General features: G+C 71.7%; 24 protein-coding genes. 7 read left to right on the top strand and 17 right to left on the bottom strand.

Annotated features, from left to right (window positions below; translation table 11 throughout):
- Positions 1-4 precede the first annotated feature (4 nt).
- Positions 5-1,072 carry a DUF2855 family protein gene (locus HNR22_RS22190; protein ID WP_179781957.1) on the bottom strand — a complete coding sequence of 356 codons (1,068 nt, stop codon included), beginning with the start codon at positions 1,070-1,072 and terminating at the stop codon, positions 5-7.
- A 68-nt stretch (positions 1,073-1,140) separates the two neighbouring features.
- Positions 1,141-2,355, bottom strand: coding sequence for a PP2C family protein-serine/threonine phosphatase (locus HNR22_RS22185; RefSeq protein ID WP_343059921.1), 1,215 nt, complete (start codon positions 2,353-2,355; stop codon positions 1,141-1,143).
- A 274-nt stretch (positions 2,356-2,629) separates the two neighbouring features.
- On the opposite strand from HNR22_RS22185, the gene HNR22_RS22180 reads away from it, so the two are divergent.
- Positions 2,630-3,661, top strand: a complete 1,032-nt coding sequence (locus tag HNR22_RS22180) for an ice-binding family protein (protein ID WP_343059919.1) — start codon at positions 2,630-2,632, stop codon at positions 3,659-3,661.
- A gap of 56 nt (positions 3,662-3,717) precedes the next feature.
- Here HNR22_RS22180 and HNR22_RS22175 read toward each other — a convergent pair whose 3' ends face one another.
- The 8 genes from HNR22_RS22175 to HNR22_RS22140 form a co-directional block, all read right to left on the bottom strand.
- Positions 3,718-5,208, bottom strand: coding sequence for a glycoside hydrolase family 130 protein (locus HNR22_RS22175; protein WP_179781955.1), 1,491 nt, complete (start codon positions 5,206-5,208; stop codon positions 3,718-3,720).
- Positions 5,205-6,209: a glycosyltransferase gene (locus tag HNR22_RS22170; protein WP_179781954.1), complete on the bottom strand. Its 1,005-nt coding sequence runs from the start codon at positions 6,207-6,209 to the stop codon at positions 5,205-5,207. Before HNR22_RS22170 ends, HNR22_RS22175 begins: the two co-directional genes overlap by 4 nt.
- Positions 6,210-6,253: 44 nt before the next feature.
- Positions 6,254-7,390: a glycosyltransferase gene (locus HNR22_RS22165; protein WP_179781953.1), complete on the bottom strand. Its 1,137-nt coding sequence runs from the start codon at positions 7,388-7,390 to the stop codon at positions 6,254-6,256.
- A gap of 117 nt (positions 7,391-7,507) precedes the next feature.
- Positions 7,508-8,512: a glycosyltransferase family 4 protein gene (locus HNR22_RS22160; protein ID WP_179781952.1), complete on the bottom strand. Its 1,005-nt coding sequence runs from the start codon at positions 8,510-8,512 to the stop codon at positions 7,508-7,510.
- A complete protein-coding gene (locus HNR22_RS22155; protein WP_179781951.1) occupies positions 8,509-8,682 on the bottom strand; it encodes a hypothetical protein in 174 nt (57 codons plus the stop codon). The genes HNR22_RS22160 and HNR22_RS22155 overlap by 4 nt, the downstream gene beginning before the upstream one ends.
- Before the next feature lie 308 nt (positions 8,683-8,990).
- Positions 8,991-10,022, bottom strand: a complete 1,032-nt coding sequence (locus HNR22_RS22150; protein ID WP_179781950.1) for a medium chain dehydrogenase/reductase family protein — start codon at positions 10,020-10,022, stop codon at positions 8,991-8,993.
- 87 nt (positions 10,023-10,109) lie between these two features.
- Positions 10,110-10,652 (bottom strand): TetR/AcrR family transcriptional regulator, encoded by a 543-nt coding sequence (locus tag HNR22_RS22145; RefSeq protein WP_179781949.1) that lies wholly within the window; start codon positions 10,650-10,652, stop codon positions 10,110-10,112.
- A gap of 45 nt (positions 10,653-10,697) precedes the next feature.
- Positions 10,698-11,030, bottom strand: a complete 333-nt coding sequence (locus HNR22_RS22140; protein ID WP_179781948.1) for a nuclear transport factor 2 family protein — start codon at positions 11,028-11,030, stop codon at positions 10,698-10,700.
- Between the two features lie 127 nt (positions 11,031-11,157).
- Here HNR22_RS22140 and HNR22_RS22135 point away from each other — a divergent pair, with 127 nt between their 5' ends.
- Positions 11,158-11,667 (top strand): winged helix-turn-helix transcriptional regulator, encoded by a 510-nt coding sequence (locus HNR22_RS22135; protein WP_179781947.1) that lies wholly within the window; start codon positions 11,158-11,160, stop codon positions 11,665-11,667.
- Here the strand turns inward: HNR22_RS22135 and HNR22_RS22130 are convergent.
- The gene (locus HNR22_RS22130; RefSeq protein WP_179781946.1) at positions 11,652-12,533 is read right to left on the bottom strand and encodes a helix-turn-helix domain-containing protein; all 882 of its coding nucleotides are present in this window, start codon (positions 12,531-12,533) and stop codon (positions 11,652-11,654) included. The genes HNR22_RS22135 and HNR22_RS22130 overlap by 16 nt on opposite strands.
- A 132-nt stretch (positions 12,534-12,665) precedes the next feature.
- Between HNR22_RS22130 and HNR22_RS22125 the strand changes: the two genes are divergently transcribed.
- Positions 12,666-13,532, top strand: a complete 867-nt coding sequence (locus HNR22_RS22125; RefSeq protein ID WP_179781945.1) for an oxidoreductase — start codon at positions 12,666-12,668, stop codon at positions 13,530-13,532.
- Between the two features lie 34 nt (positions 13,533-13,566).
- Here HNR22_RS22125 and HNR22_RS22120 read toward each other — a convergent pair whose 3' ends face one another.
- Positions 13,567-14,472 (bottom strand): LysR family transcriptional regulator, encoded by a 906-nt coding sequence (locus tag HNR22_RS22120; protein WP_179781944.1) that lies wholly within the window; start codon positions 14,470-14,472, stop codon positions 13,567-13,569.
- 79 nt (positions 14,473-14,551) lie between these two features.
- On the opposite strand from HNR22_RS22120, the gene HNR22_RS22115 reads away from it, so the two are divergent.
- Complete coding sequence (locus HNR22_RS22115; protein ID WP_179781943.1) at positions 14,552-15,382, top strand: NAD(P)-dependent oxidoreductase; 831 nt, start codon at positions 14,552-14,554, stop codon at positions 15,380-15,382.
- Positions 15,379-15,786, top strand: coding sequence for a Rid family hydrolase (locus HNR22_RS22110; protein ID WP_179781942.1), 408 nt, complete (start codon positions 15,379-15,381; stop codon positions 15,784-15,786). The genes HNR22_RS22115 and HNR22_RS22110 overlap by 4 nt, the downstream gene beginning before the upstream one ends.
- Positions 15,787-15,835: 49 nt before the next feature.
- Here the strand turns inward: HNR22_RS22110 and HNR22_RS22105 are convergent, their stop codons facing one another.
- Complete coding sequence (locus HNR22_RS22105; RefSeq protein WP_343059917.1) at positions 15,836-17,305, bottom strand: MFS transporter; 1,470 nt, start codon at positions 17,303-17,305, stop codon at positions 15,836-15,838.
- A 182-nt stretch (positions 17,306-17,487) separates the two neighbouring features.
- Between HNR22_RS22105 and HNR22_RS22100 the strand changes: the two genes are divergently transcribed.
- Both HNR22_RS22100 and HNR22_RS22095 read left to right on the top strand, forming a co-directional pair.
- Complete coding sequence (locus tag HNR22_RS22100; RefSeq protein WP_179781941.1) at positions 17,488-17,967, top strand: winged helix-turn-helix transcriptional regulator; 480 nt, start codon at positions 17,488-17,490, stop codon at positions 17,965-17,967.
- A 205-nt stretch (positions 17,968-18,172) separates the two neighbouring features.
- Positions 18,173-19,423: an HNH endonuclease signature motif containing protein gene (locus tag HNR22_RS22095; RefSeq protein ID WP_179781940.1), complete on the top strand. Its 1,251-nt coding sequence runs from the start codon at positions 18,173-18,175 to the stop codon at positions 19,421-19,423.
- Between the two features lie 491 nt (positions 19,424-19,914).
- Here HNR22_RS22095 and HNR22_RS22090 read toward each other — a convergent pair whose 3' ends face one another.
- The 4 genes from HNR22_RS22090 to HNR22_RS22075 are packed head-to-tail and all read right to left on the bottom strand — an operon-like array spanning position 19,915 to position 25,996.
- Positions 19,915-22,128 (bottom strand): DUF8189 domain-containing protein, encoded by a 2,214-nt coding sequence (locus tag HNR22_RS22090; protein WP_179781939.1) that lies wholly within the window; start codon positions 22,126-22,128, stop codon positions 19,915-19,917.
- Between the two features lie 45 nt (positions 22,129-22,173).
- Positions 22,174-24,261 carry an alpha-galactosidase gene (locus HNR22_RS22085; protein WP_179781938.1) on the bottom strand — a complete coding sequence of 696 codons (2,088 nt, stop codon included), beginning with the start codon at positions 24,259-24,261 and terminating at the stop codon, positions 22,174-22,176.
- A complete protein-coding gene (locus HNR22_RS22080; RefSeq protein ID WP_088951314.1) occupies positions 24,258-25,079 on the bottom strand; it encodes a carbohydrate ABC transporter permease in 822 nt (273 codons plus the stop codon). Before HNR22_RS22080 ends, HNR22_RS22085 begins: the two co-directional genes overlap by 4 nt.
- Positions 25,079-25,996, bottom strand: coding sequence for a carbohydrate ABC transporter permease (locus tag HNR22_RS22075; RefSeq protein ID WP_088951313.1), 918 nt, complete (start codon positions 25,994-25,996; stop codon positions 25,079-25,081). Before HNR22_RS22075 ends, HNR22_RS22080 begins: the two co-directional genes overlap by 1 nt.

Genomic DNA, 25,996 nt, shown 5'->3' with positions numbered 1-25,996 from the left:
CCGCTCACAGTTGGACGACGTGACCCACCCGCGGCGGCGTACGACCGGCGAGGACGTCGGCCCAGGCCTGTTGCAGGGCCTCCGGCCCGACACCCACCTGGACGTCGAGCCACCCGCTGACCACGGCGGTGAAGCGCTGCCAGGCCTCGGTGAACCGTTGGTCGAGCCCCTCGCGACCCCAGTCCTGGCCGCGCTTGCGCATCTGGACCGGCGCGAAGAACACCTCCTCCGCGGCGTCGGCGTTCGGTGTCTGGTTGGTGAGCCCGACCGCGATGTCCCGGACCAGCCGGTCGCCGAGATGCTGGCGCAGGGCGGCACGGGTCGACGGCGTGCCGGACAGGTCGAGGTAGACGGTCGGGATCGTGTCGAGGGCGCTGATGTCGTCGTACGGGACGACCTCGTCGTAGCAGCCGAGTGACCGGGTGAAGGCCAGGTTGCCGGGCGAGGTGAGCCCGACCAGGCGCGGCCCGCGACCGCGCAGTTCGAACGCGGCGGCGTACGCGGTCTTGCTCGACGCCGATGACATCAGGAGGGCCTCGGCACCGTAGAAGCCGTTGTCGACGACCTGGTCGGCCAGCATGAACGAGGTGAAGAACAGCGGCCGGAACAGGATCAGCAGGTCCTCATGGTCGGCCTGGTACGCCGGGTCGCCGGTGGTCGACCGGTACGCGTTGTACGGCGACGGCAACTCGGCCCGGTGCGGGCTCGCGTCGCGGAACCCGGACGCGTCCACCCGGTCCGGCCGCACCACGAGGTGCCCCGCGGGAGGCAGGTAACCGTAGACCCGCTGCCCCACCTCGACACCCGCAACCGTCGAGGCGACCACCTCGGCGAAACCCCAGAGCGGCGGGAGGCCCCACTGCGGCCCGAGCCCACGGGCCGCCGGCGGAAAGAACTCCCAGTAGCGCATCGCGTCGCCGAGCACCGCGTAGGTCACGTTGTTGGCGGTGAGGCCGACGCGGTCCACCCGCAGCAGCGCCTCGCCATCGACCACCTCGGGCGTGGCGCCATCGACGAGCGTGCTCCGCCCGAGGTCGTCACGCGCCACGGCGAAGGTCCATGAGTCAGCCATGAGGTGACGCTAGACAGCGCCACAACCAGAGACAAGTGCACTGCGAGTGCAAAATCCCACTGGTGCGGTCAGTGGCGGTTCGCCGCGAGGTCACGGAGGTGCGCGAGCGGCAGGTGCGGCGGCCGCCACTCCACGAACAGCGCCGTCGCGTCGTCCTGAAGCTGGTCGTCCTGGTACCCGACGACGGCGCGTACCAGGCGACGCATCGTCTCCGGGCTGGGCAAGCCGTCGTTGAGGGCCCGGTTGACGAAGTCGACCAGCCGGTCCAGCCCGAAGTGCTCACCCTCGGCGCTGCGCGCGTCGGTGATGCCGTCGGTGTAGGCGAGGATGCGGTCGCCCGGGTGCAGATCCTCGACGTGCACCTGCGGGCGGTGTGGGGTCAGATGACCCAGGCCGAGCGGCAACGCGGTCGGCCCTGGCAGCTCACGAATGGCCTTGCCGTCGCGCAGCAACATCGCACCGGGGTGACCCGCGTTGATCGCGCTCAGACGGCCGGTCCGGCGGTCCAGTTCGAGGAGCAGCCCGGTCGCGAAGAAGTTCGGGTGCTCGGATCGCACCCACCGGTCGATGCTGATCGCCGTGTCGACCAGGTCGAGGCCACACCGGCGGGCGTTGCGGTACGCGCTGACGACCAGCGAGGCCAGGGTGCTCGCCTTGATGCCGTGACCGCACGTGTCGAAGAGCCCCACGCTGAGCACGTCGTCGTTGAGCGCGTAGTCGAAGATGTCGCCGCCGACGTCGTAGCACGGTTCAAGGATGGCGGTGATCACCAGGTCGTCGGTGGCGAAGGTCAGCGGTGGCAGCAGGCCCCACACGATCTCGGCCGCGACCTGCATCGGGAGCCGGCGCCGCATCCGCTCGACCACGTCGCCGTAGAGCCGGCGGTTGACCAGGATCTGGGCGATGGTGACCGCCACCTCCCAGGCCGGCCCGTCCAACGCCTCGTCGGCGGCCGTCGGCGCGACGATCTCCAGCACGCCCATCCGCTCGCACCCGAGCAGCAGTGGCACCCAGACCCGATCCGGGTTGTCGGGCGCGCGCTGGATGTCGAGGGTGGTGAAGGCCCGGCCGGCGAGGGTCGTCTCGATCGACAGCTCGTCCCGGACGAGACCCGCACCGAGCAGTGGCACGAGAAGGGACTGCGTGTAGTCGGCCAGATAGATCACGATCTCGGTGGCGTCGATGGCCGGAGCCGCACGGGCGACCAGCTGAGACAGCTCATCCGGCCCGCCTTGGGGGGCGTGGAGCTGCAACCAACGCACCACCTCACCGACGTCACCCACGCTCCACCTCCCCCCGAGTCCTCCCCGTTCACGGGAGCACGTAGTGCGACGAGCGGTGACGCTACCTTGCCCCGCCGTGTTCCTCGCGCGCCGATCGCCCATGCCCTGCCCGTTGACTGCGCTTTCGCCACAGCAGTCTCATCCCTCTCAAGGATTCAGCGGCTTTTGCGTAGTAATTGTGTAAAAGTCCGATTGAGCAACCTCTGTGGTCGGCGTGGTCTCCAGCCGCCGCACAACTGGCGTCCGGTGAGATGCCTTCGTGAAAGGGCACGGCGTGACAACCAAACTATTCAGCCAGCCGAGACGCGCGGCCCTGTCCGCGCTGACGGCCATCGCCGCCAGCGGCACAGTCGCCGCCGTGCTGCTCTTCAGTGGCACCGGCGCGAGCGCCGCCGAAGCACCGGTGGGCCTGGGAACGGCCGCGAACTTCTCCGTTTTGGCCGGCTCGACCGTCACCAACACCGGGCCGAGCTTCCTCGCCCAGAGCCTCGGCGTCAGCCCTGGCAACACTGCGCCCGGCTTCCCGCCGGGAATCGTGGCCGGAGAGATCCACCTCGGCGACGCCGTCGCCCTACAGGCCAAGAACGACCTGACAACCGCCTACAACGATGCCGCCGGGCGGACGCCCTTCACCAACCTGCCCGCGGAACTGGGCGGCGCCACGCTGACCCCCGGGGTCTACCGGCTCGGCGCGGCGCAACTGACCGGAGCCCTGACGCTCAACAGCCAGGGCGACCCGGCGGCGGTGTTCATCTTCCAGATCGAGTCGACCCTCATCACCGCGTCCAACAGCAGCGTCGTGTTCATCAACGGCGCGTCGCCCTGCAACGTCTACTGGCAGGTGGGTAGCTCGGCCACGATCGGCACCGGCACCCGGTTCATGGGCAACATCCTGGCCCAGACCTCGATCACCATGAACACCGGCGCGACCCTCCAGGGCCGCGCCCTGGCGCAGACCGGCGCTGTCACCCTCGACACCAACACCATCAACGCCCCCGTCTGCCTCCAGCCGACGGGAACACCCACCCAGACCCCGACCGGCACGCCGACCGGCACGCCGACGGGCACTCCGACGGGCACTCCGACCGGCACCCCGACCGGCCAACCCACCGGCACACCGACGGGCCAGCCCACGGGCACGCCGACTGGTCAGCCCACGGCAAAGCCCACCCGCACGGCGCTGCCCGTCACTGGCGGCAGCGGCGGCAGCTCCCTGCTGCCCGTCCTGACCGGAATCGGCAGCGTCGCCGTCGCCACCGGCGCAGCCTTGCTGCTCCTCTACCGTCGCCGGACGTCCGACTCCTGACCGATGCGCCCCGGCGGCCGGTGACCAACCGGCCGCCGGGGCAGCACCGTCGACGTTCATCCGTCGCGGTCAATCAATGGTGGAGCCTGCACCATCGCGCTGAGCAGCGCGGGCACCGACACGGTGGCGAAACCAACCCGGGCGTCACTCGCCCCGTACGGCACCCACAGCTCACCGTCGTGAACGAGTGCCCCGCAGGAGTAGACGACGTTGGGAACGTACCCCTCCCGGTCGTTCTCGTCGGGTGCCAGGAGCACGCCGGGCAGGTGCGCGACGACCCGCTCCGGTCTGTGCAGGTCGAGCAGGAGCGCGCCGATCGCGTACCGGCGCATCGGCCCGACCCCGTGGGTCAGGACGAGCCAGCCGGCGTCGGTCTCGATGGGAGATCCGCAGTTGCCGACCTGGATCAGCTCCCAACTCTCGCCCGGTGCGTGCAGCGGGGCCGGAGCCTGCCAGCGGTTGTCGCCGTCCAGAGTGGTCAGACCGATGGTCTCGCCGTCGGCGCGGCACAACGCCAGGTGCCGGCCGCCGACGGTACGCGGAAACAGCGCGATCCCCTTGTTCCGGGCACCCGGCCCGCGCATCGGGGTCATCTCGAAGCGGCGCAGGTCACTGCTGACCAGCGCACGGGTGGCGATGCTCCGGCCGTCGTAGGCGGTGTAGGTGGCCCTGTACACCGGCCCGGACTCGTCGACGAACCGGACGAACCGCGCATCCTCCATGCCGTTGCTCTCTGCCGGGGTGGCCGGCCAGAGCACCCGTTGGTGCAGGGCCGTGTCGGCGGGAAAGGCCGTGGCGTAGCTACCGGCGTTGGTGCGACGCAGTTGTTCGAGGGTGCCCAACCCGGTGCTGCGAGAGAGCAGATCGGGTGGCAGGTTGGCGAGCACCCGCTCGAAGGTGACCTCGTCGTACCACTCGGGCAGGGCGTCGAGCACCGTGGCGGCGACCTCGTTGTCGCAGTCCTCCTCGGCCAGGCCGGCGACGAGCAGGTCCCGACGGTGCCGTACGCCCACCCGCTGTCCGACGGCCAACGGGCCGGGCCGGTCGGCGACCGTGAGCTGCCGCCCTGGTCCGAGGACCGCGGTGGCGAACCCGATGGAGGACACGTGCCCCTCCCCGACCTGGCGCAGGCTGACAGCGACGCGAAGTTGCCCGGTGCCGAGTTCGGTCTGGTCTGGGTGGGCCACCATCGACGGGTTGCAGAGGGCGGCGGCCTCGACGGCGTACTCGTGGCTGAAGTAGGCGCCGACCAGCAGCCGGCTGGTTGGCGAGAGGTCCCGGGCCCGCGCGGCCCGGTGCCGGACCAGGTCGTAGTGGTGGTGGAACGTGCCGGCCAGGTCGCGGTGCCGGGCGCCGAAGCGGTCGAAGGTGTCCCGCAACAGCCGGCCGGTCTCCTCCTCGCCGAGGCGCGCGACCCGGTCGATGAGTGCCCGCGCGCGGGTGCGTACCACCGCGGCGTCCTCACCCGGGACGAAGAGCTTGATGATGACCCGGCGTGGGTCCGGGGTGAGGGTGACGTCCTGACGGACGGCCAGACTCCGGGTCACGACCACCGCCGGGCGTGCTGCAGGGTGGAGATGAGCGCGAGGGTGGACTCGGCGCCCTGGTTGAGGTTGGGCCCGTGCGCGGTCAGCCCGTCGTAGCCACCGCCGGTCGCCGGATCCCACATCGGCGTGCCGAGGTCGTTGTCACCGAGGAACCACCCGACCGCCTGCCGCACGCCGGCGTCCCACCCGGGGTCCCCGGTGACCGTGGCAGCCGTGGCGCAGGCGTCGGCGAAGGCGGCGACCTCGATCGGCTGCTGGTCGTGGTGCAGTCGTACGGCGCCGCGCCGCCACCCCCCGGCGGGTACGACCGACAACCGCCCGTCGCGGAGCTGGGCCTGGTGCAGCCAGGTCAACATCCGCAGGCCGTCGTAGAGAGGTGGACCACCCTCGCGAAGCTGGCTGGCGGCGATGACCACCTCGGCGAGGGCCGCGTTCGCGTAGGTCAGCTCCTGCCGTGGCCACGGCCAGCGCGGGTCGGACCCCGCCGGGCCGACGGTGCTGGCCGCGTCGGCGAGCAGGGACGCCGCGGCGACGTGGCCCGGGTGACGGCGGAGCACCTCGGCCGCGCCCAGACCGGCGAACGCCATCGTGTGCGGCGCCTTGGCGCGCCGGGTGGCACCCCGGCTGAACGCCATCAGCGCCTCCTCGCGTACCCAGGGCGCGGGGCTGCGGGCGACGGCGGTGCCCAGGCCCCACAGCGCCCGACCCCACCAGTCGCCGAGCCCTGGTTCGTCGGCCCAGCGCCGGTCGTGCCCGAGTCGATTGTGGAACGCGCCGTCGATGTCCTGCGCGTGGGTCAGGAACGCCAGGTAGCGCTCCGCGAGCCGGAGCAGCTCGTCGCTCGGCTCCGGCTCGCGGCTGACGACCACCAGGCCGCGAGCCACGTCGTCGGTGCAGTAGCCGTGCTCGCGGCGGACGATGGCGTGCCGGGCATGCTCGAACAGACCGGTGTCGTCACTCAGTCGGGCCAGGTGCGCGAAGCTCGGCGCGGGCGCCGTCACCCAGCGTCCACCCGTCGCGGTCGGGGGGTGTCCGGTGGTCGCCGTCACGCCGGCACGGCGCTGACGGCAGGCGAGCGGGCGGCCAGCAGCTCGTCAGCGAGGGTGCCGTAGCGGGCCGCCACCGCCGGCCACCGCAGGTCCGCAGCCAGCGGGCGGACCCGCCCGGCCAACCGGGCGGTCAGGCCCGGCTCGGTCAGGACCCGCCGGATCGCCTTGGCCAGCGCCGCCGGGTTCTGATGGGGTACGACCAGACCGGGCCCACCGGTCAGCAGCTCGACGGCGTGCGGGAACGCCGTCGCCACGACGGGCACCCCGGCCGCCACCGCTTCGATGAGGACGCCGGAGGTGACCTGTTCGCGGGAGTCGTAGGGCAGGACGACCACGTCGGCGGATCGGATCAACCGGCCCAGTGCCTCCTGGTCGTGGTAGATGTCCTGGTAGTCGACGGAGTGCCCGACCCCCAACTGTGCGCCAAGCTGGTGCAGCCCGGCCCGGTACGCCTCACCGTGGTGCTCGATCACCTTCGGGTGGGTCCGCCCGGCGACCGTGTAGGTCGGAGTCGGTTCCAGATCCTGCAACCGGGCGAGGGCCCGCAACGACCACTCGATGCCCTTGCCCGGACCGATCAGTCCCCAGGTCAGCAGGTGCGGGCGGGCACGCCGGTCAACGGGTACACCGGCAAGCTCGGCGGCGCCGTGCGGGATGACCGTCACCTTGCCCGCTGGCACGGCGTACCCGACGAGCAGCCGGTCCCGGGCGGTGTCGGTCATCGTGACGACCGCCCCGGCGGTGGCCACGATCTGCTCCAGCAGGGATTTCTGCCGGGCGGAGGGCTGGCTGAGGACGGTGTGCAGGACCACGATGCTCGGCACGCTGAGGCGCCGCAGCAACGGCAGGACCTCCTCGCCGTCGGTGCCGGGGTAGATGCCGTACTCGTGCTGGACGATCGCCACGTCGTACGCGTTGAGGGCGGCCGCCGCGTCCCGCCAGCCGGCCGGGTCACGCGCCGACCAGGTGTGCACGACCCCGGGCACGGGCCGTTGGTCGTCGCCGTGATCGGTGACCCGGACGATGCCGCCGTGGGTGCCGTCGGCGGTGAGCTGGGCGGCGAGGGCGGCGTTGAACGTGGCCAGGCCGCACCGGGTCGGTGGGTGGGTGCTGAGGAATCCGTAGCTGGGCATGAACGTCGTGCCTTCCGGTTGTCGGCCACCACAGGAGTACGCGGTGAGCCTCACGCGGGAACGGCGCACGCCGGTCAGCGTGTGTGACCGGCGGAACGAAAGAGGTGTGCGGTTCAGTCAGTTACGAACGAGCTGGTCGTAGACCGCGAGATAGTCGGTGACCATCCGGTCCGCGCTGAAGCGCTTCAAAGCCTGCGCCCGGCACCCCGCCCGATCGAGGTCGGCGGCCCGGGTGATCGCCTCGACGGCCTGGTCGACGGTGTGGACGAGGAGGCCCGTCACCCCTTCGTCGACCACCTCGGGCATGGACCCCCGCTGATATGCAACGACCGGGGTGCCGCAGACCATCGATTCCACGACCGACAGCCCGAACGGCTCGTCGAAGGCGATCGGGTGCAGCAGCGCGGTGCTCGAACCCAGCACCTCGGCACGCCGTCGCGGGCCCACCGACCCGAGGAAGACGACCTGGTCACCGTCGATGTGCGGTGCCACCTCTTCGGCGAAGTACCGCTCGTCCTGCACGATCCCGCAGATGGTCAGCGGCCGGCCGGCACGGCGGGCGATCTCGATAGCGGTGTGGGTGCCCTTGTCCGGGTGGATCCGGCCGAAGGCGGCCAGCCCAGGGCCAGCCTTGTCGGTGAACGGCAGGCCGCCGACGTCGACGCCGTGGTAGACCGTGGCAACGTAGTCGAGCTCCGGCGCCCGGTCGGCGTCGGAGATCGACACGTACGACGAGCGGGCTCGGCCGTAGGCGGGCAGGATCCCCGCGCCGGAGAAGCCGTGAACCGTGGTCAGCAGCGGTGCACGGCAGTGTTCCGCGAACGCCAGGGGCAGCCAGTCCAGGTGGCTGTGCACCACGTCGAACTGCGCCGAGCGGGCCATCGCGTGGGAGACGTGCATCGCCTCCCACACCCGACCGTCCATGTCCGGGTCGTCCGCGTACCCGCGTGGGCAGACTCCGTCGAGCTGGGCGGAGGTGACGGAGTCCAGTGTCGCGAAGAGCGTCACATCCACGCCGCGGCTGACCAGGCCCTCGGCTAGCAGGCCGGTCACCTGCTCCCACGGCCCGTAGTGGTGCGGGGGCGTACGCCAGGCGACCGGTCCGAGCAGCGCAACCCTCAAGGGGAGGACGCGTCGACGAGATCAGCTGGGTTGAGGTGCAGGGTGGCGAGCAGCCCGGTGTGCTTCGCCGGGTCCACGCGCTCCGGCAGCTCGCGCTCGACCCAGTCGGCCCGGGCCTGCTGGCCCCGGTCGCGAAGTGCGGTGACGATCCTGTCCCTGGCGATCCTCATCTGGTGCTCCCCCTGGTTGGGTGTTCAAAACGATCATTCGCACGGACAGTGGTGTGCATGCGTGCGTCGGATCCGGACCACCAACTGTTCCGACCGCGATGACTGCGGAACCCGACGGCCGGCACGTGCTCGGCGATCGGCCGACACGGCCAAAGAGTCGCGGCGACGGGGATGACGATCGGTAACGCCCCTGACGGGCTGGTGGCGACGGCGTCTGGCGGCCACCGGGATCCCGGGCGACATGTCCACCGTACGCCCTCGGGGCCCTCGACTGCATACGCACCGGTTGCCGGACACGTGCGTGATGGTCAGGGCTCCAGCACCACCTTGCCGGCCCGGCTGCGGGTCTCGGCGAAAACCAGTGCGGCGGAAACCTCGCTGAGCGGGTAGCGGGCGGCGATCTGCGGCACGATCACTCCTTGCCGCAGCAGGTCGAGCACGATGCCGAGGTCGGTGCGCAGACGACGCCGGAACGCAGTGCGGCGGGTGAGGTGACCGGCCCAGAAGTTGTAGAAACCGGCCCGGTGGCCGTTCGGCAGCGCGTTCCAGGTGTAGAGGCGGGTCAGCAGCTTCACGAAGACCCACACGACCGACTGGCCGGAGCCCACGGCGGCGGCGTTGCCGTAGACGACCAGCTTGCCGCGCGGGGCGAGCAGGTCGTACGAGGTGCGTACGCCCGGGCCGGCGACCGGGTCGAAGACGGCGTCGACGCCACCCGGCGACAGCTCGCGGACGCGCGCGGCCATGTTCGGGTCGCGGTAGTCGAGCGGTTCGACGCCGAGTTCGCGCAGCGCGGCGTGGTGCCGTACGGCAGCGGTGCCGATGACCCGCAGGCCGAGGTGGCGTCCAAGCTGGACCAGCACGGTCCCGACGCCGCCGTTCGCGCCGTGCACGAGGATGGTCTGGCCGGCCCGCAGGTCGGCGCCCCGCACCATCTGCCAGGCGGTGACCCCGTTGACGACGACGGTCTCGGCCTCGGCGGGGTCGAGGCCAGCGGGTACCGGGGCCAGGGCGTCGATGTCGACCAGTGCGTGCGAGGCCCAGCCGCCGGTCTTGGTGACCGCCGCGACCCGGGTGCCGACGAGTGAGTTGTCGCCGCCGGGACCGACCGCCCGGACGGTGCCGACGAGGTCGTAGCCGGGCACGAACGGGAACTTCGGCTGGCCGGGGTAGAGGTCGTGGCGCATCTGCTGCTCGGCGAACGAGATGCCGGTGGCCTCGACCTGGACGAGCGCCTGCCCCGGGGCCGGGGTGGGCATGGGACGGCGGCGCAGCCGGAGGCCGTCGGGCTCCACCACGCCGGGCAGCACCACTTCGGTGATCATCGCATCGATCGTCATCCGATTTCCTTTGTTTGTAAGTGTGCACTCACACACTTCGCGCCGTGAAAAAGTGGGCCGCAGGCGCGGCCCAGGTCGTACGTCGGGTCAGGGGTGGCGAATGCCGTCGGTCAGGGCGCGAGCCCACGGTTCGGAGACCTGCTCCAGACCGGCGGTCACGATCAGGTGGCAGAGCTGGCCGTACGCGAAGAACTGCTGCACCTGTGCGTCGCTGGCGCCGGCCCGGCTCTGCACGAGGGTGGCGACCTGCCGGTAGCCGGCCCGCACCGCCTCGGCGATCTCGGGGATGTCGGTGACGGCCTGCGCCTGGACCTGGAAGAGCAGGAGATCGCGGTCGGCGATCAGCTCCGCGTAGGCGTCACCCATCACCTCGAGGATCTCCTCCGGGCTGTCGCCCGTGGCGCGCTCCGCCCCCGCCTCGATAGCCGCGGCGATCCGGTCGAAGCACGCACCGGCCGCCGCCACGAACAACCCGAGCTTGCCGGAGAAGAGCCGGAAGACGTACGCCTCGGAGATGCCGGCGGCGGCGGCCACGGCGGTGACCGGGGTGGCGTGGAAGCCGGTGCGCGCAAAGGCCGACACCGCGGCGTTCAGGACGGTGACCCGGCGGGCCTCGGCGGTCGATCGCATGTTTGTAAGTGTGCACTCACAAACAACTGTCGTCAACCCTTGTGGTCAGGGCGCGATGCGCAGCGCCCGGATCGCGCTCTCGTCGTAGTCACTGAAGCGGTAGCGGAGCCCGGCGAAGGGACTGCCGGGAAAGTCGCCGGTGATCGTCGCGGTCACGATCGCGCCAGCGGGAGTCTCCTCGATGTCGGTGATCTCGTACGACACCAGCGGCACGGCTCGACGCCACCGGCGGATGGCCTCGATGCCCCGGTACTCGGTCGACTCGTCCTCGACCACGGCGTCCTCGGCAAAGAGGCCGAAGTAATCCTCCGAGTCAGGCTGGCCGGCGAGCTCGAAGTAGCGGCGGATGATGGCCGGTGCGGCCTGGGTGGCGGTCATGGTTCCGCGTTCCTCCCGGACGTGGCTGGGCAGCAGGAAGCCGACGTCGTGAGGACGTCGTATAGTTACTGCTGAAATAGCACCTACTGACTTCGACACTAGCACCGACTCGGAGAGGGGCACACCCGTGGCAGGGAAGATCCGGCTGGAGGACCGCGAATGCCCGCTGTCCAGCGCTCTGGGGCACGTGGGCGAGTGGTGGACGCTGCTGATCCTGCATGACGCCTTCGACGGCTACACCCGGTTCGATCAGTTCCAGGCCAACCTGGGCGTCTCGTCCAGCATCCTGACCAGCCGACTCAAGACCCTGACCGGGCAGGGGCTGCTCGAACGACGCCGCTACCAGACCAGGCCCGACCGCTACGAGTACGTCCTCACCGACCTCGGTCGCAGCCTGCGGCCCGTCGTCGTCGCACTCGCCGCCTGGGGCAACTCACGCCTCGACCCGAGCGAGCGCAGCATGATCCTGGTCGACCGGAACACCGGCGTGGAGGCCGACCCGGTGATCGTGGACCGCAGCACCGGGCGGCCGCTCGACGCCGCCGACTTCGTCTTCGCCGCCGGCCCGGCCGCCAGCGAGGCCATGCGCAAGCGCTACGAGCACATCCCTACCGAGTCAGCTCACTCCGACGGGTAGAGCCGGGCCGGGTCACCGGGCCGGAGACTGTCCGGGGTGTCGTCCCGGCTGCTGGCGGCGATCGAGCCGAGCAGCGCCAACGAGCGCGCGGACTCCGTACCCGGCTCAGCGTGGTAGATCACCAGCAGTTGCCCGTCGGCGCCCGCCACCGCGAGCTTGTCGCAGTACAGGTCGAGATCACCCACCTCGGGATGACGCAGCCGGCTCACCACGCCCTCCCGCCGACGCACCTCGTGACGCGCCCACAACCGGCGGAAGCAGTCGCTCTTGAGTGACAGCTCCCCCACCAACGCCGTCAACCGGGGGTCGTCGGTGGCCCCGCCCGAGTCGGCGCGCATCTGCCCCACCACGCTCTGCATCGCCTGCCGCCAGTCGCGGAACAGCTCCCGCTCGGCCGGGTCGAGAAACACCGCGCGTAGCCGGTTGGCGCCCGGGGCGAGATTCGGCGACAGTGCCCTCGCCATCGGGTTCGAGGCGAGGATGTCGAGGTAGCGGTTCTGCACGAAGGCCGGCATGTCGAGCTGTCGCAGCAGGTGCAGGATGCTGGCCGGCACCCGGTCAGCGGCCGGTCGGGCGGCCCGGCGCGACCGCGCACGGCTCAGCCCGATCATGTACGCGGTCGCCTCCGGGTCCAACCCCAGCACCCCGGCCAGGGCATCGAGGACCTGCACCGACGGATGCCGTTCGCGGCCCTGCTCCAACCGCAGGTAGTAGTCGGCGCTGATCCCGGCCAGCATCGCCACCTCCTCGCGCCGCAGCCCCGGCACCCGGCGCAGGCCCACTCCCGGGCCGAGCCCGACGTCCTCGGGCCGGGTCTGCTCCCGGCGGGCACGCAGAAAGTCGCCGAGCGGGTTCGTCGCGTCCATGAGACCGACGGTAGATCGCCGGGCCGCCCGGTGACTGGCTGTGTCACTACCAGGAACAGCTCGCCCTGCCGGCCGGCCGGCAGCCGACGCACAGTCGACGCATACCCACTCCGATCACGGATAGAGGACGACATGAGCGAGAACCTTCCCGGCGGGTCCCTGACCCTGGCTGACGGCCTCACCCTCAGCCGGATGGGCTACGGGGCGATGCAGTTGGCCGGCCCCGGTGTCTTCGGCCCGCCCCGCGACCGCGAGCAGGCGCTCGCCGTGCTCCGCGAGGCCGTCGACCTCGGTGTCCGGCACATCGACACCAGCGACTTCTACGGCCCGGTGGTGGTGAACGAGCTGATCCGCGAGGCGCTGCACCCGTACCCCGAGGATCTGCACCTGGTCACCAAGGTCGGCGCGCGCCGCGGCGCCGACCGCTCCTGGATCCCGGCGCTGGAGCCGGACGAACTGAAGGCCCAGGTCCGGGACAACCTCCAGCACCTCGGCCTGGACGTCCTCGACGTGGTCAACCTGCGGGTCGGTGTGGCGGAGGGCACCGGCGACGATCCCCTCTCCGAGCAGTTCGGCGCCCTCGCAGAACTGCGGCAGGAGGGGCTGATCCGGCACCTCGGGCTCAGCAACGTCACGCTCGACCAGCTCACCGAGGCCCAGGCCATCGCCCCGGTGGTCACTGTCCAGAACCTCTACAACCTCGCCAACCGGCAGGACGACGCCCTGGTGGACCGGTGCGCGGCGGAGAACATCGCGTTCGCCGCGTTCTTCCCGCTCGGCGGGTTCACGCCGTTGCAGTCCGACACGCTCAACAATGTGGCCGCCCGGGTGGGGTCGTCGCCCCAGCAGGTCGCTCTGGCGTGGCTGCTGCAGCGCTCCCCCACCACCGTGCTGATCCCGGGCACCTCGACGCTGGCGCACCTGCGGGAGAACATCGCCGCCGCCGACCTGAAGCTGCCGGCCGACGCGATCGAAGAGCTCGACACCATCGGCGGCTGATGCCGGGACGTGGACCGCCGCACGGCGGTCCACGTCACCCGCCCGCTTCGCTCAGGCCCGCCGCCCGGTCCAGATGAGTGAGGAACCGCCGCACCGCCGGTGGTCGGCTCCGCCCAGCGACTGTCGCGGCGAAGATCCGCCGGACGGACACGTCGTCGGGGTGCAGACGGAGCAGGGTCAGGTCGGACGGAGCGGCGCGCACGGCCAGGGCCGGCACCAGCGCGACGCCCAGACCCGCCGCGACACAGCCCAGCTTGCCGGTCCACTCGGCCGCGACAATGTCGATCCGCGGGCGAAAACCCGCCGGTAGGGTCGCTCGCAGCAGAGTCTCCTCGGCGGTCGCCGAGCCGGCGATGAACGACTCATCGGCCAGGTCGCGCAGGCGGATGGTCCGCCGGTGGGCGAGCCGATGCGTCCGGGGAACGGCCACCAGAAGCGTCTCGTCGACGAGGTGGTGCAGGTCGAACTGGTCGCCGTCGAATGGCTGGTCCGACGCGGCGCTCACCACGGCGACGTCGGCGTCGCCGTCGACCAGGCGCTTCAGCAGCCCGGGCGTGAGCCCTTCGACCAGCGACAGGGCCACCGCGGGATGGTCGGACCTGAAGCTGGCCAGAGCACGTGGCACAAGCGCGGCGACCGCCGTGGGGAACGCGCCGACCCGCAACCGGCCGGCGGACAGGTCGCGCAGCGCCGCCAGGTCCCGCCGGGCGGTGTCCAGCCGGTCGAGCACCGCCTCGGCGTGGCCGAGCAGGCAACGGCCCTGCTCGGTCAGGGCGACACCGCGCGGCAGCCGGTCCAGCAACGGCGACCCGGTCTCGGCTTCCAGCGCGGCGATCTGTCGGGACACCGCCGACTGGGTGTAGCGCAGGCTGCGGGCCGCAGCCGTGATGGAGCCGTGCTCGGCGACGGCACGGAAGACCTGGAGCGCGTTCAGCTGCATCGTGACATGCTCCCGCAGCATGGCAGCAATGCGTAACAGTCGCTAGTGGCATGGCTTCCCGCGCCCTAGCGTTGGCGACATGTTCGAGATCGCCCTGTTGGGTACGGGCACGATGGGCACCGCGATCGGCCGTCGGTTGCTGGCCACCGGCCATCGGCTCACCGTCTGGAATCGCACGTCCGCCCGCACGGCACCGCTCGTCGACGCCGGGGCGCGCGCCGCCGGCAGCCCAGCCGAGGCGGTCCGCGACGCCGACGTGGTGATCACCATGCTCACCGATGCGGTCGCCGTCCGGCACACGTTGGTCGACACCGGTGCGGCACTGGCGCTGCGGCCGGGCACCCCCGTGATCGAGATGTCCACCATCGGTCCCCGGGCCGTGGCCGAACTGGCCACGCTGCTGCCGGCGGGAGTACCGCTGGTCGACGCTCCGGTCGCCGGCAGTGCCGGAGCTGCCGAGACGGGCCAGCTCGTGGTGTTGGTCGGCGGGGAAGAGGGGGTCGTCGAGCGGATCGCCCCGCTGCTGGGGACGTTGGGCACCGTCCGTCGCTGCGGCGGCTCCGGCCGGGGCGCCGCGTTGAAGCTGGTGCTCAACACCGCGCTGATCACTGCGGTCACCGCGGTCGCGGACGCGCTCGCCGTCGCGGACGCCGTCGGCGTCGACCGACGTACCGCGATCGATGCACTTGGCACCGGGCCGCTCGGCGGCGCGGTCGCCCGGGCGACCGCCACGGACGCCGCGTTCGCCGCCGCCCTGGCCGCCAAGGACGCCCGGCTCGCCCTCGACGTGCTCGGCGACGCGCCAGCGCCCCTGCTGCGCGCCGCCGCGTCGGCGTTGGCGGCCGCGCGCCATCCGGAGGGCGACATCGCCCGTCTCACTGACACCGCAGCATCCGAGGAGAAGCAGTGAACCTGACCCTGGACAATCCGACGACCGTCGCCGCGCCGTTCGGCGACCGGTTCGCTCACGTCGCCCGCCTCGACCTGCCAGGGGGCGCGCTGCTGATGCTCTCCGGTCAGGTCGGGGTGGACGACGCCGGCGCGGTGGTCGCACCGGGCGACGTGCGGACGCAGTCCGAACGGATCTTCGAGTTGATCGGCGCGCTGCTCGCGGCGCACGGCGCCACCTTCGCCGACGTGCTGCACGTCCGGACGTTCCTGACCGACCTCGGCGACCTGGCCGGCTATGCGGACGTCCGCAACCGCCACTTCGGGCAGACCAGGCCCGCCAGCACCACCGTCGAGGTGAGCCGGCTATTTCTCGACGGCGCGGTGCTGGAGGTCGAGGTCACCGCGGCCGTGACCACGGCTTGACCGCCATCGGCTGATCTTCGTGGCGATCGGCGCAGTCGGCGCGCTGGCCTCAGTGCTGGTGCGGCCTGTTGCGGACGAGGGCGAGCGTGAGCACGGCGGTGACGAGGAAGACGATGCCGTTGACCCGCAACCCGGCCTGGACGCCGGAGGTCATGGCTTCGGCGATCGCCGCCCGGACCGGGTCGGGCAGCGGCTGGTCGCCGGTGACACCGGCGGCCACCGCCGCCTGCACGGCGCCACGGGTGGGTTCGCCGACCTGGTGCGCGGCCAACCGGTCGGGTAGGTCGGCCAGCATCGTGGTGGTGAGCAGCGTGCCCAGCAGGGACGTGCCGAGCACGGAGCCGACCTGTCGGGCGGCGTTGACCGCCCCGGAGGCCATCCCGGCCTGCGCGGGCGCGACGCTGGCCAACGCGGCGGCGGTCGCCGGGGCCACCACCAGGCCGCCTGCGGCACCGAACAAGGCGAACAGCGGCCACCGGTGACCGAACGACGCGGTGGGACCCTGAGCCGCCAGGCCGAAGCTCGCCACCGCACCGAGGACCAGGCCGAGGGTGAGCGGCGCTTTGAAGCCGGTACGACGGATCGCGCGCCCGGCGCCGAAGGCGACGACCACGTAGGCGCCGAAGAGCACCAGCATCCGCCAGCCGGTGTCCAGCGGGCTGAGTGCCTGGACACGTTCGTGGAAGAGGACCAGCAGGATCGCCACGCCGGTGAAGCCGAACAGCGACACCGCGGCGACGACCATGACGGCGCTGAACGACGCGGACCGGAACAGCCGTACGTCGAGCATCGGCGCATCGGAACGCAGCTCGACCAGGACGAACGCGACAAGCGCGGCAGCCGCGGCGATCCAGCCCACCGTCACCACCGGGCTGGTGTAGCCGTCCTTGCCGCCCTGGATCAGGGCGTAGACGGCCGCGGCGATGGCGACGGTGCCGAGCAGCAGGCCGGGTACGTCGAGTCGGCCTGCGCTCGGCCGGGACTCGGCCACGCCGATGGCGGCGACGACGAGGGTGACGACGCCCAGCACGATCGTCGACAGGTAGACGCTGTGCCACGCGTAGTGCTTCAGCAGGGTGCCGGCGATGAGCGGGCCGATCGCGAGCCCGATGCCGGAGGCTGCTGCCCACGCGGTGATGACCTCGGTACGGCGGTGCGGGTCGGTGAAGGTCGCGCCGAGGATCGCCAGGCTGTTGGGCAGGATCAGGGCCCCGCCGAGGCCGGCGACCAACTGCCCGACGATCACCCAGGCAACGGTGGGGGCACCGGCCACCACGGCACCGCCAACGATCATGGCGAGAATGCCGGCGCCGAACATGCGCCTGCGTCCGTAGCGGTTGCCGAGGGTGGCTGCGGACAGCACCACGCTGGCCACGACCAGGGTGTAGGCGCTGGGGATCCAGATCACGGTGGTCGGGTCCACCCGAAGATCGCGCTGGATGGTCGTCAGGGCGGAGACCGTCGCGGTGATCTGGAGGAACGTGATCATCGCGCCCAGACACATGGCGATCAGGGTCACCGGGCGGGAACCGCGAACGGACCTGGCGGTGGCCGGCGCGGGTGCGGATGCGGTCGGGGCCGTGGTGTTGGTTGTCACTGGTGTCCTCGATGCTTGTCGGGCTGACTTGCGTTCGCATAAGCCAGCGACGGTAAAGTGAACCATCTGGCTAGCCTTTACGCAAGTCAGGTACGCTGGACGGCATGGAGGACCTCCGAGAAGATCGCGACTCCTGGTCGAGCGAGAACTGCTCGGTAGCCCGGGCGATGGACATCGTCGGCAGCAGGTCGACGGTCCTGATCATGCGCGAGGCGCTGCTCGGCACCCGCCGCTTCGACGACTTCGTCCGCCGGGTCGGCGTCGGCGAGCCCGCCATGGCCGCCCGACTCAAGGAAATGGTCGCCGCCAACCTGCTCGAACGCATCCCCTACCGGGAGCCGGGTCAGCGCACCCGCCACGAATACCAGCTCACCCGCAAGGGCCACGAGTTGCTGCCCGTGATCACCGCACTGCGCAACTGGGGCGACACCTGGGCCGCCGACGATGCCGGCCCGTCCGTCGTCGCCACCCACCACGACTGCGGTGAGCCGGTCCGCGCGGTGCTCCGCTGCGCGGCCGGCCACGAGATAGAGGACGGCGACATCGACATCGCCGCCGGCCCGGGCCTGATCCGGCGCAGCTGACGGCCGAGGCGCCGACGACCCGACGAGGCCGACCCATCGGGCCGGACGGGCCCGACCGGCTTGATGGCCAAGGCCGCTGAGCCGGGCTCGATCTGGCCCGGCCTAGGGGCCACCCGCCCGAGGCCCTGACCGGACCAGCGGTGCGCTGCCACCCAATCGATCTTGATCACTGAAAGTTGTCGTACACCTGTTCTAGTGTCTTGGCATGGTTGAGGAGTTGGCGCAGGCAGACGACGCGGTCGCTGCCTGCGTTGACGACGCCACCTGGGCTCTCGCCGACGATGAGCTGGTCGCGGCGCTCGACGCCGCGCACCGCCTGGAGCAACGCCTCGCCGCCGTCACGCTCGCCCTGGTTCGTGAGATCGACGGTCGAGGCACCGCCCGGGCGCAGGGCGCGTCCAGCACCGCGGTCTGGCTGCGTGAGCGACTGCGCCTCACCGTTCCCGCTGCCCGCCGGCTCGTCGACCTCGCCGCCGCACTGGACACCGGCAACCCCGGGATACGACAAGCGTTGGCCGATGGGCGCATCACCCTCGACCAGGCCCGGGTCATCGCCGACACCGTCACCACCGTGCACACGTCGGCCGGCGCCCAGGTCGCCGACAAGGCCGTCGGTGTGCTCACCGACTGGGCCGGCCAGTTCGACCCCACCCTGCTGCGCAAACTCGGCACCCGCATCCTCGACCACGTCGCCCCCGATATCGCCGACGCCGCCGCCCAGGCCGCACTGGAAGCCGACGCCCGCCGAGCCACCCGCGACCGCCACGTCACGATTTCCGCGCTGGCAGACGGCCGACTCCGACTCACCGGCATCCTCGACAGCGAAACGGCCGGCCTGCTGCGCGCCGCGATCGACCCGCTGACCGCCCCGTCCGGCCCCGATGACCAGCGCTGCGCCGGGCAGCGCCGTCATGACGCCCTCGCCGACCTCTGCCGGCTCAGCCTGCGCACCGGGGAGCTACCCGAACACGGCGGCGATCCCGCGCAGATCATCGTCACCACCAGCTTCGACGCCCTCGCGGGGCAACTCCGCGCCGGCACCCTCGACACCGGCCTGCACCTCACCCCGAAAACGGTGCGCCGACTCGCCTGCGACGCCGCGATCCTGCCCGCCGTGCTCGGCGGCACCGGTCAGGTCCTCGACGTGGGCCGACAACGCCGCCTCATCACCGGCCCGCTGCGCCGCGCCCTCGTGCTCCGCGACGGCGGCTGCGCCTTCCCCGGCTGCGACCGCCCACCCCGCTGGTGCGACGCCCACCACATCCACCACTGGGCCGACGGCGGCCCCACCAACCTCGACAACGCCGTCCTACTCTGCGGCCACCACCACCGACACCTCCACCACAACGACTGGACAGTGCGACTCAGCGACGACAACCACCCCGAGTTCATACCGCCCGCCTGGCTCGACCCCGACCAACTCCCCCGCCGCAACCACTACCACCGACGGACATAGACACGACCAGCCGGCGCTGAGCGCACTGTCACCACGCAGCCGGATCCAGGTAGCCCCACGCGACAAGGCCGGGGCCCCGGATGACGCCGCGCCCTCGGCGGCACCGGCACGGTGGTGCAATGGCGCAGGCCGGCGCTGGGCGAGCCCAAACCGCTGCGGGCCACGCTCCCGCACGCGGACAACCAGACCATCCCGCACTCAGACACCAGGCCACCAGGCCACCAGGCCACCAGGCCACCAGGCCACCAGGCCACCAGGCCACCAGGCCAGGGTGCGCCGATGCCGGAGCTCGTCCCGGCCTGACGCCGACCCGCCCGAGCCAGGGCGACCCGGGGCGAGACGCGCCGACGAGGATGCGCCGACGAGGATGCGGGAGCCGACGCCGCCTGAGCAGGCCGGGATGGTGCAGGCCGGGATGGTGCAGGTCGGGATGGTGCAGGTCGGGATGGTGCAGGGTGGCGGGCCGCCCAGCGACGGCCCGCCACCGTGGATCAGAGGACGACCTGGTGCACCCGGTTGTCCACGCCGCGTACGGCCAGCCAGGCACTGCCGTTGGCACCGGCGGCGGCCCCGGGCGCACCCCGGAACGCGTCGGTCGCGAATTCACCGCGCCGGAACCAGCCACCCCAGGCGCCGTCGGCCAGGTTGCGCTGCCAGAGCCGGTTGTCGGCGGCCAACGAGAACAGGTAGACCCGGCCGGACGTGGCGAGCAACGTCGGGCTGCCACTGGTGGTGCCGCCCAGGTTGGTCCAGGCGGACCAGGTGGTGCCGGTCCGGCTGCTCCACCACACCTCGTCGGTGCGGCTGCGGACCGCCACGTGCAGGACGCCGGCGTCGTCGACGACCGCGCTCGGCCGACCGTAGAACGGTCGGTCCTCGGGAGCGCCGACGCCGGTCCAGCCGGTGCCCGGGGTACGGGACCAGAGCTTGCCGTCCGCGCCTCGGGCGACGAGCGTCCACTGGGTCGGGCTGGTCCAGGCCACCGTGGGCGCGTCGGTCAACGTACCGCCGAGGCTGCGCCACGGGCCCCATTTTCCGTTGGTGTAACTGCGCTGCCAGGCCGCGTTGTCGGTGCCACGGACGAAGACGTCGAGTCGCCCACCGGCGGAGCCGTACGCGGCCGGCTGGCCGAGGATCCGGCCACCGACCGGGCCGCCGAGCGAGGTCCAGCCGGTGCCCCAGGTCGCGCCGGAGCGGGTGTTCATCGCCAGCGCACCGGAGGCGTCGCGGACGAAGGCGGCGGCGTGCGTGTCGTCCACCCGGACCAGCGCCGGGCTGGCGCTGGCGGTGCCGCCGAGGTTGGCGCTGGCGACCTGGTCGGTGCCGGTCAGACCGAGCATGGCCACCCCGTGCGCCGGCACCTCGACGGTGTACGAGCCGGTGAACGGCTGGGCTCCGGCGGTGCCGGGTTGGGCGTCCACGTCAGCGCGGGACCACAGGTCACGGACGCGCACCGACCCGCCGAGGGCTACGTCGGCGAAGGTCACCGTGATCTGCTGGGCGGTGTCGTGCCGGTTGAGCAGCGCGACGGCCCGCTTGCCGGAGCCGGTGAGCACCTTGCTCCAGACCTGCGCGTCGGTGCCGGTGTCGGCGACCTTGACGCCCTGTCGGACCAGCGGGTCCTGGTCCACCGCGATGATCTCCGGGTTGATCAACGCCGAGATCATCTCCGCCGGCAGGCCACGCGGGTCGGAGCCGATCACCAGCGGCGCGGCCATGATGGCCCACATGCCGAGCTGCGTCTTGGACTCGTCCAGGCTCAACTCGTACCCGCCGTCGGGCAGCGGGCGCATCGGCAGCAGGTAGTCCGGGTCGTTGTAGTGCCCCGGCCCGGTGGCCGCCGGGTGGTACGCGTTGACATCCATGTTGCGCAGCACCCACGGGTACGCCCACTGCGGGCTCGGGTCGGTCAGGCCCACGTCGGTGTACGTCCGCCAGGAGTCGGCGATGGTGGGCGCGTACGTGTAGCTCCAGGTGGAGAGCTGTTCCGGGGTGTACGGGCCGCCACCCCAGTCGGAGCTGACCGGGTTGCAGATGTTGAGCAGCATCGGCCGCGGCGACTGGCGTACCGCCTCGGCCAGCTCACGGAAGGTGGCCTCCGGGTCGAGGCCGGCGGCCCGGCCGCAGAGCCAGTCGGCCTTGAGCGCGTCGAAGCCCCAGCCGGCGAACTGGGCGACGTCGGCACGGTAGTGGCCGTTGCTGCCGAGCCCGCACTGCCCCGGCAGGTACGGGCCGGCGTCGGTGTAGATGCCGGCCTTCATCCCCTTGCTGTGGATGTACGCGGCCAGCGCGGCCATTCCGCCGGGGAAGCGGGCGGGGTCGGCGACGAGCTGGCCGGCCTCGTTGCGCGGATTGGGCGCGGCCCAGTTGCCGTCGATCCAGACGTAGGTGTAGCCGGCGTCGCGCAGACCACTGTGGACCATGTGGTCGGTGACGGACCTGACTTCGGCCTCGGTGGGATCGCCACCGAGGCCGAAGTAGGTGTTCCAGCCCTGGTAGGGCGTCGGGGCGAGCCCGCTGTTGAAGAACGTCGGGGCGCCCTGGTCCTCCGCGCCGGTGGCGGCCGGGGCGTGGCCGGGACGGCCGGGCCCGTGGCCGACCTGGGGTGGGTCGGCGTGCGGTGGGCCGGCCAGTGCCGGCGTCGGGCTGGCCAGGCCCAGGCCGAGCACGGCCAGAGCAGCGGTCAGCGGTCGGTTCAGGCGCATGGAGGTACTCCTGTCCCTCGGGGGTGGGGTGGTGGTGCTCCGGCCTCAGTCGCGGGTCAGCACGATGAGGTCGGCGTCATGGGTCGGGCTCCACCGCACGGGCAGGCCGACCGCGGCGAGGTGACTGCCGGAGTAGTGGCGGTCGCCGTGTCGGTAGCGGGCCCCCGGGTCGAGGCCGCGCAGTGGCAGCCGCACCGGGCGCGACGGCAGCAGGCCGGCGCCGTCGAGCCGGCCGGTGTGCCAGGCCAGGACGACCACCCGGCGCTCGTCGGGCGCCGTGTACTGCACCGCGCAGCGGGCCTGGTCGGGTCCACCGATCAGGTGCACCTCGCCGTGCGTGACGACGTCCCGGATCTGCTTGTACCGGGCGATCCAGCCGGTCGCCTCGGCCCGTTCCTCGGGAGTCCAGGCCCGGATGTCCGCGCCGATGCCGAGCACACCGGCCATCGCCAGGACGAACCGGAACGCAAGCGTTCGCGGTCGACTGTCGAACAGGCCGGGCGCGTCGGTCACCCAGGAGCTGAGCAGGTGCGGGGCGTTGGCGTGCAGGAAGCCGTACTGGATGGCCAGCCGGTCGAGTGGACCGGTGTTGTCGCTGGGCCAGAACACGTCGGCGCGGGCGGCCATCGCCAGGTCGGTCCGCGCACCGCCGCCGGCACAGGCCTCGATCAGCACACCGGGGTGGTCCCGGCGCAGCCGCTCGTAGATCCGGTGCAGGTTGGCGACGTGGGCGCCGTCCAGGTCGAGCGGAGCGACACCGCCCGGCCGGCCCGGCTCGGTACGCGGTCGGTTGAAGTCCCACTTCAGGTAGTCGATGTCGTACCGGCGCAGCAGGCCGTCCACTGTGGAGTGCACGAACTCGGCGACCTCTGGTCGGCCCAGGTCGAGCAGGTACTGGTTGCGCACGGGGGTGAGCGGCCGACCGTCGACGGAGTAGACCCATTCCGGGTGTTCGGCGTAGAGGGTCGACCTCGGGTTGACGCACTCCGGCTCGACCCAGAGCCCGAAGTTCAGCCCGAGTGCGCGGACGTCGGCGATGAACGCGTCGAACCCGGCGGGGAACTTCGCCGGGTCGGGCGTCCAGTCACCCAGCCCGGCGGTGTCGTCGTCGCGGCCGACGAACCAGCCGTCGTCCACCACGAACGTCTCCACGCCCAGGTCGGCGGCGATCCGGGCGAGCGCGAGCTGGCTCTCCGCCTCGACGGCGAAATAGGTGGCCTCCCACGAGTTGTAGAGCACCGGGCGCGGGGTGAGCCGGTCGGCGGCGAGCAACCGCTGGTGGGTGTGCCAGACCCGGGCCAGCCCGTCCAGGCCGTCCGGGCTGTACGCCCCGGTGACCACCGGCAGGGTCAGCACCTCGCCGGGGGCCAGCGTCAGCGGGCCGTCGACCAGCTGACGGCCGGCCCGGATCCGGGTCAGCCCGCCGGTGTCCCGCTCCGCGCTGATCTCCCAGGAGCCGGTCCACGACAACCCCATCCCCCACGCCGAGCCGGCCGGGTCCGCGGTGTCCCGCACGGCCAGCCAGGGCACGTGCAGATGCCCGGGTACGCCCTGGGAGCTGCCGATGCTGAAGGTGCCGTGGCCCAGCTCGACGTGGGAGAGCTGGAACTCCTGCGCCCACTGCCCCCACTGGTGGCTGAGCAGCGCGCCGTGCGGAGTCGGTACGCAGAAACCGCCGGACCCGGCCCGGACCACCCGCAGCGGGGCAGAGCCGTCGTTGGTCAGCTCGACCCACCGCTGCACCACGTCCGTGCCGGCGGGCACCCGGTAGTGCACCGTGGCGCGCAGCCCGGTCACCGCGTCGGCGAAGTCGACGGCCAGCTCCCGCTGGTCGGCATCGACCCGTACGCCGGTGTGCGCGAAGCCGATCCGGCGCTGCCCCGTCACGGTCTCCACCACCAGGTCGGCGCCGGTGAACGGCCGGTCGGCGTCGGTGGCGTACTCGATGGGGGCGGCGTCTCCGGCGGTGAGGAACGGCACCGGGCCGTCGTAGGCGACCGGCGACGGCCCGTCGGAGACGCCGTGCGGCCCCCACGCGACCAGTTCCAGCCAGCGGCCGTGCGCCGGCACGGTCACTGTGTACTCGGTGTGCGTGCCGCGCAGCGTCCAACGCTGCCCGGCCGCGGCGGTCACTTGACCGCTCCGAGCGCCAGGCCGGAGACGAAGTGCCGCTGGAAGCGCAGGAAGACCGCGACGGTGGGGACGGCCGCGATGACAGTGCCGGCGGCGATCACGTTCCAGGACGAGACGAACTGCCCCTGGAGGGCCAGCAGCGCCGGGGTGACCGGCATGTTGTCGTCGGTGCGCAGCACGGTGATCGCCCAGAGCAGGTCATTGAAGATCCAGGTGAAGGAGAGCGCCCCGAGAGCGGCCAACGCCGGCCGGGTCAGCGGCAGCATCACCCTGGTGAAGATCTGCGCCGTGCCGGCGCCGTCGATCGTGGCCGCCTCCTGGATCTCGCCCGGCAGGTCCCGCATGAAGCCGTGCAGGACGAAGGTGTAGAAGCCGAGCCCGAAGCCGACCTGCACCGCGATCAGCGCCCAGAGCGTGTCGTACAGGCCGGTCAGCTCGCTGAACTTCGCCACCGGGATGAGCAGGATCTGCGGTGGCAGCAGGTTGCCGGCGAGCATCAGCAGCAGGATGGTCCGCCGGCCGGGGATCCGGAAGCGGCTCAGCGCGAACGCGGCCATCGCGGCCAGCCCCAGGCTCAGCGCCACCGACGGGACGGCGACCAGCATGCTGTTGATCAGGGCGCGCAGCTCGCCGCCGTCGGTCCACGCCTGCCGGTAGGTGTCCAGCGTGAACGACCGGGGCAGGCTGCCCACACCGTGCGCGGCGATGTCGTCGAACGACCGGGTGGACATCACCACGACCCAGAGCACCGGGCCCAGCCAGAGCAGCGAGAGCAGGATCATGCCGGTGTGGAAGGCCCCGGTACGGAGCTTGTTCATCACGCTTCCTCCCGGAACGCGCGGACCAGGTAGCCGAGGATGACGGCCAGCGCGAGCACGAAGATCACGACGGCGATCGCGGAGGCGTAGCCCAGCCGCAGGCTCTGGAACGCGGTCGAGTACATGTAGGTGCTGAGCAGCTCCGACGAGTGGTACGGCCCACCCTTGGTCAGCGACCAGACGATGTCGAACGAGCGCAGCGAGTCGATGACGATGACCGACAGCACGACGGCGTTGACCCCCTTGAGCTGGGGGATCGTGACGTGCCGCAACCGCTGCCAGGCGTTGGCGCCGTCCATCCGGGCGGCCTCGTGCAGCGCCGGGTCGATCGCCTTCAGCCCGGCCAGGAACAGCACCATCACGTAGCCGATCTGCCGCCACAGGGCGGGCAGGATCACCGCGTACAGGGCGGTCTGCGGGTCGGCGAGCCAGGGCCGGATCAGGTGCTCCAGCCCGACGGCCCGCAGCAGCGTGTCGGCGATGCCGTCCGGCTGGTAGAAGACCCGCCAGACCAGCGCGGTCACCACCAGTGAGAACACCACCGGGGTGAAGAGCGCGGCCCGGTAGAAGCCGACCCAGCGCCGCTCCTTCTGCAGGACCAGCGCCATGCCGAAGCCACCCAGCACGGAGAGGCCGCCGAAGAGCACCAGCCAGATCACCGTGTTGACCAGGGCACCTCGGAAGGTGGCGTCACCGGCCAGCTCGACGTAGTTGTCCGTGCCGACGAAGGTCGGCGACGACATGCCGTCCCAGCGGGTGAGGGAGAACCAGAAGCCCTGGAGCGCCGGCCAGAAGACCCAGATGCTCTCGACCGCGAACGGCACGAGGACGAACGCCACCAGCAGCGGCGACAGTCGAGCCGACCGTCGCCGCCGCCGAGTGGGGGTGACCGAAGTCGTGGAGATCGTTGCTGTCAC

The sequence above is a fragment of the Micromonospora jinlongensis genome (assembly GCF_013410645.1).
Classification (GTDB): Bacteria; Actinomycetota; Actinomycetes; order Mycobacteriales; family Micromonosporaceae; genus Micromonospora; species Micromonospora zamorensis.
The sequence above is the reverse complement of the archived record's forward strand: the minus strand, read 5'-3'. Positions and strand labels throughout refer to the sequence as shown.

Coding starts and splice junctions, on each gene's coding strand:
- HNR22_RS22190 (WP_179781957.1), bottom strand. CDS start 1,072: ATGGCTGACTCATGGACCTTCGCCGTGGCGCGTGACGACCTCGGGCGG.
- HNR22_RS22165 (WP_179781953.1), bottom strand. CDS start 7,390: ATGCCCAGCTACGGATTCCTCAGCACCCACCCACCGACCCGGTGCGGC.
- HNR22_RS22155 (WP_179781951.1), bottom strand. CDS start 8,682: ATGAGGATCGCCAGGGACAGGATCGTCACCGCACTTCGCGACCGGGGC.
- HNR22_RS22150 (WP_179781950.1), bottom strand. CDS start 10,022: ATGACGATCGATGCGATGATCACCGAAGTGGTGCTGCCCGGCGTGGTG.
- HNR22_RS22145 (WP_179781949.1), bottom strand. CDS start 10,652: ATGCGATCGACCGCCGAGGCCCGCCGGGTCACCGTCCTGAACGCCGCG.
- HNR22_RS22140 (WP_179781948.1), bottom strand. CDS start 11,030: ATGACCGCCACCCAGGCCGCACCGGCCATCATCCGCCGCTACTTCGAG.
- HNR22_RS22130 (WP_179781946.1), bottom strand. CDS start 12,533: ATGGACGCGACGAACCCGCTCGGCGACTTTCTGCGTGCCCGCCGGGAG.
- HNR22_RS22125 (WP_179781945.1), top strand. CDS start 12,666: ATGAGCGAGAACCTTCCCGGCGGGTCCCTGACCCTGGCTGACGGCCTC.
- HNR22_RS22120 (WP_179781944.1), bottom strand. CDS start 14,472: ATGCAGCTGAACGCGCTCCAGGTCTTCCGTGCCGTCGCCGAGCACGGC.
- HNR22_RS22115 (WP_179781943.1), top strand. CDS start 14,552: ATGTTCGAGATCGCCCTGTTGGGTACGGGCACGATGGGCACCGCGATC.
- HNR22_RS22100 (WP_179781941.1), top strand. CDS start 17,488: ATGGAGGACCTCCGAGAAGATCGCGACTCCTGGTCGAGCGAGAACTGC.
- HNR22_RS22095 (WP_179781940.1), top strand. CDS start 18,173: ATGGTTGAGGAGTTGGCGCAGGCAGACGACGCGGTCGCTGCCTGCGTT.
- HNR22_RS22090 (WP_179781939.1), bottom strand. CDS start 22,128: ATGCGCCTGAACCGACCGCTGACCGCTGCTCTGGCCGTGCTCGGCCTG.
- HNR22_RS22080 (WP_088951314.1), bottom strand. CDS start 25,079: ATGAACAAGCTCCGTACCGGGGCCTTCCACACCGGCATGATCCTGCTC.